The organism is Streptomyces cavernicola, from assembly GCF_029968035.1.
Classification (GTDB): Bacteria; Actinomycetota; Actinomycetes; order Streptomycetales; family Streptomycetaceae; genus Streptomyces; species Streptomyces cavernicola.
In genome coordinates this window covers 58894-75286 of the sequence record NZ_JASCIQ010000042.1, presented here as the reverse complement: position 1 = coordinate 75286, position 16393 = coordinate 58894, and the positions used below count along the sequence as shown (strand labels likewise).

At 71.3% G+C, this 16393-nt stretch carries 16 protein-coding genes; 10 read left to right on the top strand and 6 right to left on the bottom strand.

Annotated elements, in window-relative coordinates; genetic code table 11:
• Positions 1-696: 2-phospho-L-lactate guanylyltransferase (gene cofC, locus QIS96_RS31030; protein ID WP_408907285.1), on the top strand; the 696-nt coding region annotated here is incomplete at its 5' end.
• Between the two features lie 102 nt (positions 697-798).
• Positions 799-2301 (top strand): MFS transporter, encoded by a 1503-nt coding sequence (locus QIS96_RS31025; RefSeq protein ID WP_282546148.1) that lies wholly within the window; start codon positions 799-801, stop codon positions 2299-2301.
• A 19-nt stretch (positions 2302-2320) separates the two neighbouring features.
• On the opposite strand, the gene QIS96_RS31020 is transcribed toward QIS96_RS31025, so the two are convergent.
• Positions 2321-3373 carry a methyltransferase gene (locus QIS96_RS31020; protein WP_282546147.1) on the bottom strand — a complete coding sequence of 351 codons (1053 nt, stop codon included), beginning with the start codon at positions 3371-3373 and terminating at the stop codon, positions 2321-2323.
• A gap of 247 nt (positions 3374-3620) precedes the next feature.
• On the opposite strand from QIS96_RS31020, the gene QIS96_RS31015 reads away from it, so the two are divergent.
• Positions 3621-4109 (top strand): PhzA/PhzB family protein, encoded by a 489-nt coding sequence (locus QIS96_RS31015; protein ID WP_282546146.1) that lies wholly within the window; start codon positions 3621-3623, stop codon positions 4107-4109.
• Positions 4110-4350: 241 nt separating this feature from the next.
• Here QIS96_RS31015 and QIS96_RS31010 read toward each other — a convergent pair whose 3' ends face one another.
• Positions 4351-5427 (bottom strand): ParB/RepB/Spo0J family partition protein, encoded by a 1077-nt coding sequence (locus QIS96_RS31010; RefSeq protein ID WP_282546145.1) that lies wholly within the window; start codon positions 5425-5427, stop codon positions 4351-4353.
• Between the two features lie 590 nt (positions 5428-6017).
• On the opposite strand from QIS96_RS31010, the gene QIS96_RS31005 reads away from it, so the two are divergent.
• Together QIS96_RS31005 and QIS96_RS31000 are read left to right on the top strand one after the other, a co-directional pair.
• Positions 6018-6692 carry a ScbR family autoregulator-binding transcription factor gene (locus QIS96_RS31005; RefSeq protein WP_282546144.1) on the top strand — a complete coding sequence of 225 codons (675 nt, stop codon included), beginning with the start codon at positions 6018-6020 and terminating at the stop codon, positions 6690-6692.
• 106 nt (positions 6693-6798) lie between these two features.
• Positions 6799-7575 carry an SDR family NAD(P)-dependent oxidoreductase gene (locus QIS96_RS31000; protein ID WP_282546143.1) on the top strand — a complete coding sequence of 259 codons (777 nt, stop codon included), beginning with the start codon at positions 6799-6801 and terminating at the stop codon, positions 7573-7575.
• Positions 7576-7618: 43 nt separating this feature from the next.
• Here the strand turns inward: QIS96_RS31000 and QIS96_RS30995 are convergent, their stop codons facing one another.
• The 3 genes from QIS96_RS30995 to QIS96_RS30985 form a co-directional block, all read right to left on the bottom strand.
• Positions 7619-8311 carry a ScbR family autoregulator-binding transcription factor gene (locus QIS96_RS30995; protein ID WP_282546142.1) on the bottom strand — a complete coding sequence of 231 codons (693 nt, stop codon included), beginning with the start codon at positions 8309-8311 and terminating at the stop codon, positions 7619-7621.
• Positions 8312-8447: 136 nt separating this feature from the next.
• A complete protein-coding gene (locus tag QIS96_RS30990) occupies positions 8448-9914 on the bottom strand; it encodes an MDR family MFS transporter (RefSeq protein WP_282546141.1) in 1467 nt (488 codons plus the stop codon).
• Between the two features lie 11 nt (positions 9915-9925).
• On the bottom strand, positions 9926-11383 hold the full coding sequence (locus QIS96_RS30985; RefSeq protein ID WP_282546140.1) for a multicopper oxidase family protein: 1458 nt from the start codon (positions 11381-11383) through the stop codon (positions 9926-9928).
• Between the two features lie 299 nt (positions 11384-11682).
• On the opposite strand from QIS96_RS30985, the gene QIS96_RS30980 reads away from it, so the two are divergent.
• The 4 genes from QIS96_RS30980 (at position 11683) to QIS96_RS30965 (ending at position 14125) form a co-directional block, all read left to right on the top strand.
• The gene (locus tag QIS96_RS30980) at positions 11683-12081 is read left to right on the top strand and encodes a nuclear transport factor 2 family protein (protein ID WP_282546139.1); all 399 of its coding nucleotides are present in this window, start codon (positions 11683-11685) and stop codon (positions 12079-12081) included.
• Positions 12082-12188: 107 nt separating this feature from the next.
• Complete coding sequence (locus QIS96_RS30975; RefSeq protein WP_282546138.1) at positions 12189-12875, top strand: HAD family hydrolase; 687 nt, start codon at positions 12189-12191, stop codon at positions 12873-12875.
• Between the two features lie 159 nt (positions 12876-13034).
• Positions 13035-13856 (top strand): AfsR/SARP family transcriptional regulator, encoded by an 822-nt coding sequence (locus QIS96_RS30970; RefSeq protein ID WP_282546137.1) that lies wholly within the window; start codon positions 13035-13037, stop codon positions 13854-13856.
• A 131-nt stretch (positions 13857-13987) separates the two neighbouring features.
• The gene (locus QIS96_RS30965; protein WP_282546136.1) at positions 13988-14125 is read left to right on the top strand and encodes a hypothetical protein; all 138 of its coding nucleotides are present in this window, start codon (positions 13988-13990) and stop codon (positions 14123-14125) included.
• Between the two features lie 163 nt (positions 14126-14288).
• On the opposite strand, the gene QIS96_RS30960 is transcribed toward QIS96_RS30965, so the two are convergent.
• Positions 14289-14903 carry a ScbR family autoregulator-binding transcription factor gene (locus QIS96_RS30960; RefSeq protein ID WP_282546135.1) on the bottom strand — a complete coding sequence of 205 codons (615 nt, stop codon included), beginning with the start codon at positions 14901-14903 and terminating at the stop codon, positions 14289-14291.
• Positions 14904-15344: 441 nt separating this feature from the next.
• Between QIS96_RS30960 and QIS96_RS30955 the strand changes: the two genes are divergently transcribed.
• Positions 15345-16370, top strand: a complete 1026-nt coding sequence (locus QIS96_RS30955) for a ketoacyl-ACP synthase III family protein (protein ID WP_282546134.1) — start codon at positions 15345-15347, stop codon at positions 16368-16370.
• Positions 16371-16393: the final 23 nt, after the last annotated feature.

Here is a 16393-nt window from a genome sequence, read left to right as displayed (position 1 = left end):
CGGACGATGAACGGCCGGGAAGCGGCCGCTCCGTGGACCGTCGTGGTGCCCGTCAAGCCGTTCGCCGTGGGCAAGTCCCGCCTTGCCGCATGGGCCGGGGCCCAACGGGCCGCGCTGGCACGCTCGTTCTACCTGGACACGCTCGACGCGATACGCGGCGCCGCGCCAGTGGCACGCGTGGTTGTCGTGACCGCCGACGCCGAAGCGGCCGCCCTGGCCCGGATGCGGGGAGCCGACGTCGTGCGCGACAGGCCGCTCGGCGGTCTCAACGCGGCCGTCGAACGTGGTGTGGCGTACGCGCGGACCCCTGTGTCCGGTTTCTCCGGCACGACGTCTTTCTCCGACACGATGCCGGTGGCTGTGCTGACGGCGGATCTCCCCGCGCTCAGGTCCGCCGAACTGCGCCGCGTTCTCGTCGAGGCGAGCCGCCATCGACGGGCCTTCCTGGCCGACCACACGGGGCGGGGCACCACGCTCCTGGCCGCGGTGCGCGGGCACGCCCTGCGGCCGGAGTTCGAGGGACCGTCCCGCCGCAAGCACGGGCTCAGCGGCGCGGTGGAGGTCAGGACCCTCGGAGTGCCGAGCGTCAGACTCGACGTGGACACCGTGCACGACCTCCGCAGGGCCGAGGAGCTGGGGCTCGGCCCGCACACGGCGCGGATCGCGCGGGCCCTGACCCAGCGCATCGGGCCCTGAGCCGGCAGGTCACCGCCGGCGGCCGCACCGACTCCCTCCCGCCGTCGCCCCGACACTCATCCGCGACGTACCCGCCGGGTCTCTTGGCAAGGACACTCCACCATGACCAGTTCATCCGCCGTATCCCCGAGCAGTCCTCGCGCCGCCGTGACGCCGGCCGGGGCCGCCCCGGGACCGGATCCTCGACGTTGGTACGCGCTGGCGGTCACCGCCGTCGCTCAGCTCGTCGTGCTCCTCGACAGCACCATCGTCACCATCGCCCTGCCCTCGGCCCAAGCAGATCTCGGCATGGGCGACGGCAGCCGACAGTGGGTCATCACGTCGTACAGCCTCGCCCTGGGCGGCCTGCTGCTGCTCGGTGGCCGGCTCGTCGACATCATCGGCGGCAAACGTGCCTTCATGGCCGGACTCGTCGGCTTCGCGGCGGCCAGCGCGGTCGGGGGTGCCGCCGGCGGGCCGGGCGTGCTCTTCGCCGCCCGCGCCACACAGGGCGTCTTCGCCGCGCTGCTGTTGCCCGCCGCGCTGTCCTTGCTGATCACGACGTTCACCGAACCCAAGGAACGCGGCAAGGCGTTCGGGGTCTACGGGGCCGTCTCCGGGGTCGGCTCCGCCACCGGCCAGTTCGTGGGCGGCCTGCTCACGGAGTACCTGAACTGGCGTTGGTGCATGTATGTCAACGTCCCCATCGTCCTGGCAGCCGTCGTGGCCGCCGCGATCGTGCTGCCCGACCGACGCGGCAGCAGCGAGATACGCCTCGACATACCGGGAGTTCTGCTCGGCTGCGGCGGGCTGACCGCCGTCGTCTACGGATGCAGCGAGGCCGAGTCCCACGGCTGGATCAGCACCCTGGTGCTCGGGACGCTGGCTGCGGGCGCGCTGCTGCTCGCCCTGTTCGCCGTCCGGCAGACCTCGGCCCGATGGCCCGTGCTGCCGCCGGCCGTCGTCCGCGACCGCCGGCGGGCGGGAGCGCTTCTCGTCTCCGGCCTCGGCCAGGTCGCCATGTTCGCCCTGCTCCTGTTCATGACGTACTACCTGCAGGTCGTCCTCGGTTACTCCGCCGTCGCCACCGGTGCCGCCTTTCTGCCGCTCACCGTCGCGATGACGATCGGCGTCACCCAGATCGCCGCCCGCCTCACCCCGCGTGTGGCGCCCCGTCAGCTGATCGTGCCCGCTCTGCTGGTGGCGGCGCTCGGCATGCTGCTGCTCACTCAGGTCGACACGTCTTCCTCGTACGTCGCCGGTGTGCTGCCTGCCCTGGTGCTGTTCGGCCTCGGCCTGGGAGGTGCGGGCATGGCCGCCATGGTGGCCGCCACCTCAGGTGTGCCGCCGCGCGACTCCGGCGTGGCCTCGGCCATGGTCACCACGTCGCAGCAGGTCGGTGGGGCCATCGGCACGGCCGTGCTCAACACGGTCGCGGCGAGCGCGGCGGCGCGTCAGCTGGCGCACGCCACTCCCGCCGCGAGCATGGTCCACGGATTCACCGTGGCCCAGTGGGTCGTGGTGGCGCTCCTGGTGGCAACCGCGGTCCTGGCCGCCGTCCTCATCGACAGTCCGGCTCCGAACCGCGCCGATCCGAGGAGCCGCGCCGAGACGAGCGGTGTATGACCCGTGACAGCCGGAGTGTTCAGCCGGCCGCGACGGCGGCCTCGAGCACGGACGCGTGCGACGAGGGCTCAAGGAAGCGCGTCGTCACGAACCCCGCCTCCGTGAGCAGCGCCTCGTACTGCGCCCGGGTACGACCCTTGCCGTTCAGGACCGTCATCATCAGCATGTCGATCGTCTTGCCCGGGTGCGGCGCGTTGCCCGCCGGGATCATGGCGTTGACGGCGAGCAGCCGCCCGTGCGCGGGCATGGCGGCGCGGCAGGCCCGCAGGATCTTCAGGCACTCCTCGTCCGGCCAGCTGGCCAGGACGTGCTTGAGGAGGTAGACGTCGGCGCCGGAGGGCACGGAGGAGAAGAAGTCCCCGGCCACGGCCCGCCAACGCCCCTTCAGGTCCGGGGTGTCGAGGACGTGCCCGGCCACCACGTTCTCCAGGTCGAACAGAGTGCCCGTCAGCTGCGGGTTGCGCCGCAGGACCGCGCGCAGCAGGCCGCCGCGGCCGCCGCCCACGTCGACGACGCTCTTGGCCTCGGGGAAGTCGCAGACCGCGGCGATGTCGTTGCTCAGCGCCCCGGAGAACGCCGCCATGCTGGCGTTGAAGGCCCGGCCGAACTCCGGATCCTCGGCGACGTAGTCGTAGAAGGGCATGCCGTACAGGCCCTCGAACGCGGTGGTGCCGGTGCGGACCGCGTCGTGGAGGTGGCCCGCCGACTGCCAGAAGGCCGGCTCGCCGCGCACCACGATGTACTCGCGCAGCGACCGCTCGGCGTGCGTGCACAGCGGCTCGGCGAGCGGCGTGAGGTGGAAGCGGCCGTCGTCGTCCTCGCGGAAGACGCCCTTCGTGGCGAGGAACCTCAACAGCCGGTACAGGTAGGCCCCGTCGGCCCCCGCGGCCGCGGCGAGCTCGTCGGCGGTGCGCGGGCCGTCCGCGAGGTGGTCGGCGACGCCGAAGCGCGCCGCGGCCTGCAGGGCCGCCGAATACACGTAGCCCAGGGCGAGTTCGAGCAGCTCGTCGGTCACCTGCGCGGAGGTGGACGGCTTCGGGTCGCGTGCGGCCTCCAGGCGGGCGCCTGTCATCGGTAAGGTCCCCTCTCCCATGCCGTACGAGGCCGAGGGGTGCACGGAACGTGCACGGGGCCCGGCATGCGTGACCCAGTCTCTGCCCGAGGCATCGCGTCCCGCTCGAGTGCCGATGCAGCCCGTCCGGCGTTCGAGGCCGAGGCCTCCCCCTGGGGGCGTGCTCCAACCTCGCTCGACCCGGCCCCGAGCCGCCCCCGCGAGGATCCTCGGCGATCTGCCCGAACACGTTGCTGAGGGGACCTGCATGCCTGACGACGCCTCGCACGGCTTCGCCGACGCCGCCGAACTGCGGCGCAAGAATCGTGCCACCGTCGAGAAGTACCTGGCTGACACCAAGGGGCCGGCCCGGTTGCGCCGACACGAGCTGTTCGTCGAGCACGGCAGTGGCGGCCTGTGGACCAACGACACCGGGGAGCCCATCGTCATCAAGGGCCGCGACCGGCTCGGCGAGCACGGGGTCTGGTCGCTCGAGATGTTCCCGGACTGGGAGTGGTACAACATCCAGGTCTTCGAGACGCAGGACCCGAACTTCTTCTGGGTCGAGTGCGACGGTCACGGAAAGATCCGCTTCCCGGGCTACCCCGAGGGCTACTACGAGAACCACTTCCTGCACTCCTTCCAGCTCGACGACGGAAAGATCGTGCAGAACCGCGAGTTCATGAACCCCTTCCTGCAGCTCAAGGCCCTCGGCATCGAAGTGCCCAAGGTAAAGCGGGAGGGCATCCCCACCTGAGCGCGGCGGCACCGGGTTGAGCGCGGCATACAGCAACGGCCGCGCTGCCGTGACCACATAGGCCCCGGTCAGCGCCCCGACCACAGCGAGTGCCCGCCGGGCGCGCCACCGCGGTGACGGCGTACGTGTCGGCCCCGAGCACGGAGGCATGCAGCAGCGCGCGCCGCACCCGGTGACAGTGGTCGTGGCGACGGAGCCGGGCGCTCCGCTGCCTTCGGCCCCGGCCCGGGGCCGGGAATCCCTACCCCTCCTGCTCCTGGAGCTGCGCCGCCAGCTCACTCCAAGTTGCCGCGCAACTGCGGGCCAAGTCGGCGACCTTGGGGGCCCAGTGGCGGGGCAGGCCGCGGCCGAGGCTCTCGATGCTGTCGCCGTCGACGGAGTACTGGAGCAGCCAGCGCAGGGCGCTCCGGCCGGCTTCGCTGTGCCGCAGTGAGGGGTCCTCGCTGAGCTTGGCGAGCAGCTCCTGCCGGTCCACAGCGGCGGGCACCGCGGGGGTGGGCGAGACGTGCCGCCGCTGCCGTGCCGACGTGGCAGCGGCCGGTGAACTCTCGGCGGGCTTCTCGTCTTTCGTGGTGCGGTAGCGGCCCGGCACGGGGTCCTCGCCGCGGCTGACGCGCAGGCGCACGTCGCGCACGGTGGCGGGGGAGAGGCCGGTGGTACGGGCGACTTCGCGCAGGCTTGCCTCGGGCTGTTCGTGGAAGACGGCGGCGGCGTGGCGGCGGCGCTCCGCGCTGTCGACGGGGCGCACCCGGCCGTCCCGGCCGATCCGGGTGCTGCTCCGCTCGGCGCTCGCGCCCGGGGACTGCGCGCGGATACGCGAGACGGTCTTGTCGGAGATGCCGGTGGCGGCGGCGATCGCGCTGTCCGACCACTGCGGGTGGGTGAGGACGATGCGGCCGGCCGCGGCGGCACGGTCGGCCCGCGAAAGCGGCAGCCCGTGGGTGACGTTGGCCTTGACCGACAGGACGAAGGCGTCGGCCGGAGCACAGTCCACCAGGCGCGCGGCGATCTCGGTGCGGCCGTTGAGCAGGGCCGCGCGTACCCGGTGCGCCCCGTCGATGACGCGCAGGGTGGGCCGGTGCACGGTGATGGGCGGCAGCCGGTCCCCGGCCTCGGCGAGCAAGCAGATGTGCTCGGGGTCTTCGGCGTCCAGGCGGGGGGAGTCCGTCAGGACGAGCGAGTCGATGCGTACGAGGGTCGGCGGCTGCGCTTCGACCGGGACGGCCGATGCTTCTGTCTCGTTGCTTCCTTCGATGCTGCCTTCGTCGCTTCCTTCGATCTCGACGCACGGGTAGATCAGCTCTTCGGCCCGAGACAACTCGCCCCTCCTGACAGCAAATCTTCTGTTGGCGCACGCGTCGAGGTCTTCCGGATACGTCCCTGAGCGGCGTCGGCCACCGCGAGCCCTCATGACCCTTCCGACGCGGGCGTACAGGTGGCATGCGCTGTGCGGAGGCCGGAGGCTTGCGCCCCGTCGCCGGAGCCTGACGTGTCGTAGATCAAGCAAGAGAGTACCGTTCAGCCGGTTTTTTTGTAAACCCGTTGCCAAGCGATCCAGCGGGTGAGATGCCCTGCTCTGCCTCCTTCGAGTTGGGGACGGGAGGTCGTGAGAGATTGAGAAAACATCCTGGTCGGTTTCTCTTAGGGGGTAACTCGGGCATATCGCTGCCATGTTGACCGCACGGCCCGGAACCTTTACTTCCGGCCAACAGGGCGGAGCGGCCCCCGGATTCCGCGCGTGGCCGATCCGTCGAGGTGAGATGCCTCGTTCGGGGTGTGTGCCCAGCGAGCGGATTGAGTCGCATCCCAGCCCCGGGACGACATGATCCGTTCTCGCCCTAGCTTTAAAACCGTCGAGTTGGTTTCATATGTCGGGCAGGACCCCTCTCTCCAGTGGGAGCGTCAACAGTGAACCAACAGGAACGGGCCGCCCGAACCCAGAGCGCACTCATCCGCTCGGCGGCCGAGCTGTTCGAGCGGCACGGCTACGAGAAAGCCAGCCTGAACGACATCAGCTCGGGCGCCGGGGTCAGTCGCGGCGCCCTGCACTTCCACTTCGACACCAAGGCCGACGTGGCCGGCGCCGTCGAGGACGCCGCCGCCCGCGCCCTGCGCGACGCGGTGGACAGCCTGCCGCCGGGGGGCGGCGCGCTGCAGGATCTGACGGACCTCTCGCACCGCCTGGTCGAGCTGCTGTTGTGGGACGTGGTCGTGCGGGCCGGGTTCCTGCTCAGCTGCGACGCGGGGCAGCGCGCCCGCGTCGACCTCTGCCGGGACTGGGAGACCTACGTGCACGAGTTCGTCGCCCGTGCCGCGGAGGAGAAGTGCCTCGCGCCGGGAGTGCAACCGGAGGGTGTCGTGAACGCCGTGGTGGCCGCGACGGTCGGTCTCGTGGTGCTGAGCCGCACCGACAAGGAGTGGCTGGCCGGCCGTCGGCACACCGGCCTCTGGAAGCTGCTCCTTGACACGGTGGCCGACCCGCGCACCGCGGACAGACTCAACCCGGGCGGCACCGGGGCGCCGTACGACAGCACGTGCGGACTGCCGGACTCCGCATGCGCGGGCGGCCTTCAACCCTGTTGACGTACCGGGCAGTTCACACCGGAGGCTACGCTGCACGACGCAGCGGCGCCGCCAGCCGGCGTCCGAAGGGGACATTCAGCCGCCGGAACAGGGGAGATCGCGCAGCATGCCGAAGGCACAGGGTTCGCTCGACGGGAAGGTCGCCTTGATCACGGGCGCGAGCAGCGGCATCGGCGCCGCGGCCGCCCGGGTGTTCGTACGCGAAGGGGCGCGGGTCGTCCTGTTCGCCCGGCGTGAGGCCCGCCTCAAGGAGCTCACGGCCGAACTGAGTGCGAGCGGCGCCGACGCCGTGTACTGCGCCGGCGACGTCCAGGACTCGGCCGACGTGGAACGGGCCGTGGCCCACGCGGTGCAGACGTACGGGCGCCTCGACGTGGCGTTCAACAACGCGGGCACCGGGGGAGAGTTGGCCCCGCTGCACCTGCTCGATGACGCGGCGTACGACCTGGTCATGGACACCAATGTGCGCGGGGTGTGGAACTGCCTTCGGCACGAGATCAGGGCGATGACCGCGGCGCCGGAAGGTGGCGGTGCGATCGTGAACACGAGCAGCGTGGCCGGCCTGGTGGCGCCCTCCGTGCCGGCGCCGTACATCGCGGCGAAGCACGCCGTGATCGGCCTGACCAAGGCGGCCGCGGTCGAGTACGCGGCCGACGGCATCCGCGTCAACGCCATCGCTCCGGGGCTGACGCGGTCGGAGATGGTCGAGGACTGGTTCGCCCGGGTGCCGGGTCAGGAGGACCGGAGCAAGGCGTCCGCGCCGCAGAACCGTGTGGCCGCGCCCGAGGAGGTCGCTGAGGCAGCCGCATGGCTGTGCAGCGACCGCAGCTCGTTCGTCACCGGTGCCACCTTGCCCGTGGACGGCGGCCGCACCACCTGGTGATCAACTGCCGCGCCGGCTCGCGCAGTTCGCGGGCCGGCGCGGATCAGCCGGCGACGGGTGCGGTCTCTTCCGCGGCCCGAGCCGCTGCCGTGGCCTGCTCCTCGGCCGCCTCCCGCAGTTGCGCGTTCAGGCGCGCGCCGCGGTCGGCGGACAGGTCGAGGCGGGTCAGTACGGCGGGTGTGGCGATCGTGGGCATCATGTGCTGGTACAGCGCGGAGATGCGGTGCTCGACGTCCTGCAGGCCGGTTTCGAGCTGGGAGAACAGCTGGACGCCGTGGAAGGCGCTGGCCAGCAGCTCGCCGGTCTGCTGCGGCACGATGTGCCCGAGGACCTCGCCACGCTCCTTGGCCTCGGAGAGCGTGCGCACCGAGCGCTGTACCAAGTCGGGCCAGGCGCTGCCGTAGTGCTCCCTGCCGCGGGGGTCGGAGGAGAGCACGGCGCCGGCGTGCACCACCGGGTCCCGCGGCAGCTGGTAGGCGAGCAGCATGCCCTGGTCCACCCACTCCTGGATCTTGAGGTCCTGGGGCGGCAGGGGCTGTTCGACCTGCGCCTCGATGATCCCGCGCGCCAGGGCTTCCTTGGAGTCGAAGTGGAAGTACAGGCCGCCCTTGGTCGTTCCGGCGACCTTGAGGATGTCCGCCACCGTGGCCGCCGCGTAACCGCAGTCCGCGAAGACCTTCGCTGCTGCCTCGAGTACGGCACGGCGGGTCCGGATTGCACGTTCTTGTCGCGCCACGTGTCCATCCCTTGCGCTCAAGTGCCTGTGATGTTCAGGTCTGGTGTCCAGTAAGCGGCGGCCGAGCAATACCAAACCGTCTGGAGGGTATCTTACATACGAAGGGCGGAACTTTTCCGTGATCCGGAACGTCCGGTTATGAGCGGCGCAGCGGGACTTCCTCGACGAGCAGGGCCGCGACGAGCAGCACCGCGCCCGCCACCGCTCCGGCCAGGAACGACGCCTGCAGACCGGCCGCCGCAAACTGTTCGGCCGCGCCATGGCGCAGGTCCGGGCCCGTCGTCTGCCGGACCCGGCCGTTGAACAGGCCGCCCATCACGGCCACGCCGACCGAACTGCCCAGCAGGCGAAAGAGAGTGACGCTCGCGGACGCGATGCCGATGTCCCGCCGCTCGGCACCGTTCTGCGAAACCAGCATGACGGTTTGGAGCAGGCAGCCGAGCCCCGCGCCCAGCACCGTGACGCACAGGGCCACCTCGATCCGGGAGGTGTCGGCGGTCAGCCGGGAGAGCAGCGCCATGCCGCCGAGCAGGAGCGCGCCGCCGGCCACGAGGACGGGCTTGTAGCGCCCGGTGACGGTGACGACCCGCCCGGCGGCCACGCCGACCGCGGTCATCGCGACGGGCATCGGCAGCAGGAGCAGTCCGGACGCGGTGGCCGATGCGCCCCGCACGGCCTGCTGGTAGAGCGGCAGGAACAGGGCGGCGCCGAACAGGACGAACCCGGTCAGAAAGCCGATCAGCGCCATCAGTGGAAAGTTGCGGCGGCGCAACAGGCGCGGCGGCACGAGCGGTTCGGCCGCGCGGGTCTGCCAGAACGCGAACGCGGCCAGGCACGCGGCTCCGGCGGCCGCGGTCGCGAGGACGGCCGCCGAGTCCCAGGCGTACGTGGTGCCGCCCCAGGACGTCACCAGGACGACCGCGGTGATCCCGGCCATGAGCAGCACCGCGCCCAGGTGGTCGGCCCGCGCCTTGGTGCGCCGCGCGGGCAGGTGCAGCAGGGCGCCGATCAGGGCGAGGGCGACGGCGCCGAGCGGCACGTTGACGTAGAACGCCCAGCGCCAGCCGAACTGGTCGGTCACAGCGCCGCCGACGGGTGGTCCCGCGATCATGGCGGTGCCCACGACGCCGGCCACCAGGCCCTGGTAGCGGCCCTGGCCGCGCGGCGGCACCAGCTCGCCGATGACGGCGACCGTACCGGAGATCAGTCCGCCGGCACCCAGGCCCTGCACCCCGCGAAAGGCGATCAACTGGCCCATGTCGTGGGCCGCCCCGCACAGCGCGGAGCCGGCCAGGAAGAGCGCGACCGCCGTCATGAACACGCCCTTGCGGCCGTACATGTCGCCGAGCCTGCCCCAGACCGGCGTGGCCGCGGCCGTGGCCAGCGTGTAGGCCGTGACCACCCACGCCATGTGCTCCCGGCCGCCCAACTCCCCGACGACCGTGGGCATGGCGGTGCCCACGATCGTGTTGTCGAGCTGGGACAGGAGCATCACGAGCAGCAGCGGGGCGAGCAACAGGCGCAGCCGGCCCGGCAGTTCGGCACCCGGCGGTACGGGGCCCGCCGGGTGCCGCGCGTCGGCCATGCGCCCCTTGGCTGCCATCGCCGCCGTGCTCAGCCGATCTTCATCGTGGCCATCATGCCCATGGCCGAGTGGTCGAGCATGTGGCAGTGGTAGACGTACTCGCCCTGGTAGGCGTCGAAGGTGGCCTGGAGCTTGACCGTCTCGCCGGGCATCAGCCGCACGGTGTCCTTCAGGCCCGCCTCCTCCAACCCGGGCGCGGCACCGCCCCGCTCCAGGACGCGGAACTGCACCAGGTGCATATGGAAGTTGTGCGGCACCTTCGTGTTGGCGTTGGTGACGGTCCAGACCTCGCTGGCACCCGCCCGTATGTGCGCGTCCACGCGCGCGTGGTCGTACACCTTGTCGTCTATGTACGCCTTCGGGTCCGGGCGGCCGTCCTCGTCCATCCGCAGTACGACGGTGCGCTCGGCGGTGGGCTCGGGCAGCGGCGGCAGCTTGCGCAGCACATTCGGCACCGAGCTGTCGTCCTCGGCGGTGCGCACCACGTCGAAGCGCATCACCTGGCTGACGTCGTCGACCGCCGCGAAGCCGGTGTTCTTCAGGACGAGCTTGGTGCCGACGGGGTAGCGGGAGAAGTCGACGACCACATCGGCCCGTTCGCCCGCGGTCAGGTAGACCGCCTTGGTGGTGTGCGGCCGCGGCAGCAGCCCGCCGTCGGAGGCGATCTGCGTCATTTCGCCGTCGTCTTCCAGGCGCAGCTCGAGGAAGCGCTGGTTGGAGTGGTTCGCCAGGCGCAGCCGGTAGGAGCGCGCGGCGACCTGGAAGTACGGGTACGGCGCCCCGTTGACGAGCAGCGTGGTGCGGGACCTGTCGCCCATCTGGTACTGCAGCGTGCCGTTAGCCGTGTCGAAGTGCGCGTCGCGGATGGAGACCAGGACGTCGTACTCGCCCTTGGGCAGCGGCAGCGCCTCCTCCTCGTCGTCGGTGAGCAGATAGGCGCCGTGCAGGCCGCGGTAGACGCTTTCGGACTCTGTGTGGTGGGCGTGGTCGTGATACCAGAGCCCGGCGTGCGGCTGCTTGTTGGGATACGTGTACACGCGCTCGGCGCCGGGCGCGATGACCTCCATCGGGCCGCCGTCGTCCTCCGGCGGCACCGAGGCGCCGTGCAGGTGCACGGAGACGCCCACGTCGAGCTCGTTGCGCTGCCGGATGACGACCGGCCGGTTCCTGCGGGCCTTGATGGTGGGGCCGGGGAACTGGCCGTTGAACGTGCGCAGTTCGGTCCGGAGGCCGGGCAGGATCTCCTTGGTCTGGCTGCGCATCGTCATCTCGTACGTGTCCGTGCCGTCGGCGGTGGACACCGGCTTGAGGACCGGCACGATCGGCATCGGCACGGCGAACCGCTCGGCCGCCGCCGCGGCCTGCCCGCCGGGCGCGGGCACGGCGCCGGCCTCCCGGGCGTTCAGGACGGGCAGCAGCGAGACCCCGGTGAGCCCGGCGCCCACGACGGACAGTCCTGCACCGAGCACTCGGCGACGGGTGGCCATGGTCGATCCTCCGGTCTGATCTGGCGTGATCTGTGCGCAAGGAGGAGAGCATCCGGAACTCGCCCTTCGCTCGTGCCTGAGCCGTGGGCCGCGCCCCGCGGCCGCGCACCAGGGCCTGTCGTTGGGATCTCGCCGAGGTCGCGGGGCCGGCCCGCCCGACCGGAACGGGGGCGCGTTCCACAGCCGCTCGAGCAGCGCGCGGGCGGCGGGCCCGAGCCTGTGAGCGTCGCCGGAGCGCGGGCCCGCACCGGGCGCGGCCCACCCGGCACGGAACATCGGCAGCCACGGAACGGAGACCCATGTACGCGGAGGTGGCCGGCTTCTACGCCCGCCAGATGCGGCGCCTGGACGAGGGGGACGCCGAGGGGTGGGCGGCCACCTTCACCGAGGACGGCGTCTGCCGACTGTCCACCCGCCCGGAGCCGATGCGCGGGCGCGCCGCGCTGGCCGCGGGGGCCCGGACCGCCGCGGCGGCGATCCCCGCCGGGGAGCGGCGCCGCCATATGACCGGCATGTTCGAGATCGAGGCGCGCCCCGGCGGGATCCTGCACGTGCGCGCGAACACGGTCGTGTACGCCACGGGCGCGGGAGGCGAGGCACGGGTGCACCAGGTCTGCGGCTGCACGGACACTCTGGTGCGCGGGCCCGGGGGTGAACTGCTGGTCAAGGACCGTCGGATCGATGTCGACGGCGCATGAACACAAGGCCGGTCGGCCGGTTTTATCCGCGGAACCCGCCGGCCAGGCCGTGAACACCAGTAGCGTCGGCGGCGAATGCCCACACGACGACCTACCCGGGAGACACCTTGCCCCGTCAGCTCGCACACCTGCGCCTGGTCGCGGTGAACATCGACGGCGTCCTGCTCAACGACAGCTTCAGCCCCGTGATGCGGCGCCTGGTAGAGGGGTACGGGGCGACCTATGACGCCCGCTTCGAGCGGGAGATGCTGTCGCAGCCGCAGCGCGTCGCCGCCCAGCGCGCCGCGGACCGGCTCGGCGGCGACGCCGGGCAACTGATCAAGGAGTACTTCGCGCTGCGCGAGGAGTACATACGCGAGCACCCGGTCCACCTGTTGGACGGAGCGGCCGAACTCCTGGCGACGCTGCGCGAGTTCGACGTGCGCACGGTGTGCTACGGAGGGCTCGAGCGCGCGCACTTCGACCGTCATCTCGGTGAGTTCGCCGACTACTTCGACGCGCCCGGCTATGTGTGCACCAACGACTTCCGCCCTGGCATCCGGGAGATCAGCGAGCTCTTCGGGCTCCGCCACGACCAGGCCCTGTTCATCGACGACGTGGCACGCGTGGCGGGCACGGCGCGGGAGCTGGGCACGCCCTTCATCGGACACCCCGGCGAGTCCTCGCACGGCTACCAGCGGCAGTTGATGGAGGAGGCCGGGGTCCGGCACATGGTCGGCACCCTGCGGGCGATCGACGCACCGCTGCTGCGGACCGTCGACGCCGAGGCGGCCGCGGGCACCGTCTGGGACTGACCTCCGCCGGATCACCCGGCAGGGAACGCGGCATGGAGCGCGGCGTGGAAACCCCTCAAGCGCGGCTGGAGAAAAACCGGGAAAGCGCGCGGTTTTCGCTACTGTGCTCGCTGCGGCGATAACCCGCCGACGATGATTCCGCGTTGTATGGGGGTGTCCGTGGAGATTCAGGTCCTGGGATCGTTGAACGCCGAAGTCAACGGGGGAGCGATCGTGCCGAACGCGGCCAAGCCGCGGCAGATCCTGTCCCTGCTCGCCCTCCGTCCGGGGCGGGTCGTGCCCGTCCACACGCTGATGGAGGAGCTCTGGGGCACCGAGCCCCCGCAGAGCGCCCGCACCACCCTGCAGACCTACATCCTCCAGCTCCGCCGGCGCCTCGGCACCGCCATGGGCCCGGACGTCCCCGGCGCGGCCAAGGACGTGCTCGTGACCCGGCACGGGGGCTATCTGCTGCAGGTCCCGCCGGAGTCCGTCGACGTCTACCAGTACGAGCGCCTCGTCGCCGAGGGGCGCTGCGCCTTCGAGGACGGCGACGACGAGGAGTCGTCGGACTTCTTCCGGCGGGCCCTCGGCCTGTGGCGTGGGCCCGCGCTCGTCGACGTACGCGTCGGGCCGGTCCTGGAGATCGAGGTGCTGCGCCTCGAGGAGAGCCGACTGGGCGCCATCGAGCGGCGCATCGACGCCGACCTGCGCCTCGGCCGGCACTCCGAACTCATCTCCGAGCTGACGGAGTTGACGGCCCGTTACCCGCAGCACGAGGGGCTGCACTCGCAGGCCATGGTCGCCCTGTACCGCTCAGGCCGGCAGGCCGCGGCCCTCGACGTCTACCGCCGGCTGCGCACGCGCCTGATCGACGACCTGGGGGTCGAGCCCTCGCCGCAGGTGCGGCGGCTGCACCAGGCCATGCTGGCGGTCGACCCCAAGCTGGACGTCGTCGCCGGACCCCGGCGCACGTCCACGTTCGATCTCTACGCGGCCTGATTCGGTCGGTACGCGGCGGCTCGGCGAGGGCGAACTTCCAGGCATCCTCCACCGGTTGTCCAACTTGGTCGGGCACTGTACGGGAAAGCTTCCGAGGACCCTGGGAGTGGTCCCGGCGAAGGGAGAAGCCGGTGGACGAGGTCCTGCACAAGGACGCCAGGACGCCGATGCACGGTCTGTCCGGGGTGCCGCCGCTGCTGCTGGCCGGCGTCGACGACGACACCGACGCGGAGCCCGAAGAGCCGAACATCGTGCGCAGTATCGACTAGTAGCGCGGTGCCAAGTGCCACGACCCAGGGGGGAAGACACCCCCTAGGCCGTCTCCTTCGGATCTTGCCAGGCCCCGCGCCTTGCAGCTGCACGCACCAGGCCCCGCTCAACTCGACCGCCCCGCACCGCCGACCAGATCCGGCCTGACCCGAAGGAAACGGCCTAGTCGTCCGTGCCCGCGGTCTGCAGCTCGTCCAGGATCCGGCCCGTGGCGAGAGTCGGCAGGTGGAGTGCCCAGAAGGAGGCGAGGGCAGGACGGGAGAGCCAGCTGGCGTCGTCGCGCCCGAGCGCCTCGAACCCCACGGTCGACGCCGTGATGAAGTCGACCGCGCTCTGCCGTGACAGGCCGGGGGCGAGCGCGTTCTCCCGCGCTGCCTCCGCGAGCAGTCGATCGATGTGGGCGTGCCACTCCCGGCGCAGATCGGGCAGCGGCCCGTGGCCCTCCTGGTTCAGCAGTACACCCGCTTTGACCACGCTGTCGGTGCGCAGCAGTTGGGCGATCACGTGCGAGGCGTCGATCAGGCGCTGCAGAGCGCACGCGGGGGCGCGGTGGACCCTCGCCACGGCCGACCGGATGCCGTCGACGGCCTCGTGCACCACCGCCGCGGCCAGGTCCTCCTTGCGCTCGAAGTGGAAGTAGAGCGCACCGGTACTGACCCGTGCCCGCCGGCTGATGGCGGTCAGATTGGTCCGTACGAAGCCGCTTCGACTGAAGTCGTCCGCTGCGGCCGCGATCAGCTGGGACCGGGTACGGGCGGCACGCTCCTGCTTCGCCATATCAGCTCCTGATGGATCGGGGCGGAGGGTGAGTCTACTAGTAAACCGTACGGTCGGTTTCATTCGAACGTGCTCGCGAACGCGGGTGCGGTGTTGCCAAGTCGCGGGGAGATCAGGGGAGTTGGAGCGAGTGGCGACTCGGCGTGCCGTGCGGGTGTTGACCGGATCTCTCGCCTTGATCTAGGGCGCTTCGAGCAGCCGAAGCTACGGTTTCCGAGCAAACGGGAACAGGAGATCGATTTTTCAGGACGAAATTCCTGTCTCTCGACGGCTCTCTTCCGCCAACGCGCCGCGAAGCGGCGACGGGTAGCCCACGACGCGCCGGCTCTTCGGACGTGAGGGATGTGTGGGCGTGAGCCGCGAGGCCTGACGGGGGTTCTACGGGGGTTGGTTGAGGTGCGTCCGGTAATTCCGGAAGCGGGTGGGCACGGTGTCAGACCGGTGCGACCGCTCGTCCTGAGCGCGGCCACATGGGTGCCGTCGGGTCGGGAGACGGTGGACGAGATGCTCGTCGCCGGGCGGCTCGCCGTGGACGACACGCAGGGCCTGGCGCTGACCGAGGTGCCCGTCGCGGATCGTGCGGCGCCCGACATGGCCGTACTCGCCGGCCGCCGCGCTCTCGAGGCAAGTGGCGTGGATCCGGGGCGAGTTGGGCTCGTCGCCCATGCGTGGACCTACCACCAAGGGCACGACTTCTGGTCGCCCGCCCACTACGTAGCCCGGCACGTGGGCGCCCACGCGGCCTTTCCCGTGGGGGTGCAGCAGTTGTCCAACGGGGGCGCCGCCGCGCTGGGCATGGCGGTCAGGCAACTGATCGCCTCTCCGGAGACGGACGCGGCCCTTGTCACCACGGCGGACCGGTTCGCATGGCCCGGATTCGACCGCTGGGCCGCCGACTACGGGGTGGTCTACGGAGACGCCGGGACGGCCGCAGTGCTCCACCGCCGGGACGACGTGCGGCCCTCCGGCGCTCTGCTGCTGAAGTCGCTGGCCTTCGCCACGGATGCCTCGTTCGAGGACATGTACCGGGGGCGGGACGCCTTCAGCCCGGCCCCACTGGCCCGTGACGGCGGGATCGATGTGCGGCGCCCCAAGAAGGCGTACCTCGAGATCCACGGCGGCATCGAGAGATTCCGGAAGGCCGCGACGGGCTGCGTGGACGAAGTGCTGCGCCGCGCCCTGCACGAGGCGGACGTGGATCCCGCTGATCCGCGTCTGGTGCACGTGCTGCTGCCCCGGCTCAGCGACAGCACGCTCGACCTCATGTACCGCCCCGTGGTCGGGAGTCTGCTGAAGGCGGACGTGCTCGACCTTCGCGAAGCCAGCGGACACCTGGGCGCGGGCGATCTGCTGGCCAACCTGGCGCACCTCACCTCACCCGGAGTGCTGCACCCGGGCGAGCGCGCCGTCGTACTCGGCGGGGGCGGTGGCTTCACCTGGTCCTGCGCCGTCGTCGAGGGCCTGTAGCCGCAGCTCTGCTCGCCCTGCCC

Coding starts and splice junctions, on each gene's coding strand:
- QIS96_RS30980 (WP_282546139.1), top strand. CDS start 11,683: ATGTACGCGGAGGTGGCCGGCTTCTACGCCCGCCAGATGCGGCGCCTG.
- QIS96_RS30985 (WP_282546140.1), bottom strand. CDS start 11,383: ATGGCCACCCGTCGCCGAGTGCTCGGTGCAGGACTGTCCGTCGTGGGC.
- QIS96_RS31015 (WP_282546146.1), top strand. CDS start 3,621: ATGCCTGACGACGCCTCGCACGGCTTCGCCGACGCCGCCGAACTGCGG.
- QIS96_RS30960 (WP_282546135.1), bottom strand. CDS start 14,903: ATGGCGAAGCAGGAGCGTGCCGCCCGTACCCGGTCCCAGCTGATCGCG.
- QIS96_RS31000 (WP_282546143.1), top strand. CDS start 6,799: ATGCCGAAGGCACAGGGTTCGCTCGACGGGAAGGTCGCCTTGATCACG.
- QIS96_RS31020 (WP_282546147.1), bottom strand. CDS start 3,373: ATGACAGGCGCCCGCCTGGAGGCCGCACGCGACCCGAAGCCGTCCACC.
- QIS96_RS30990 (WP_282546141.1), bottom strand. CDS start 9,914: ATGGCAGCCAAGGGGCGCATGGCCGACGCGCGGCACCCGGCGGGCCCC.
- QIS96_RS31025 (WP_282546148.1), top strand. CDS start 799: ATGACCAGTTCATCCGCCGTATCCCCGAGCAGTCCTCGCGCCGCCGTG.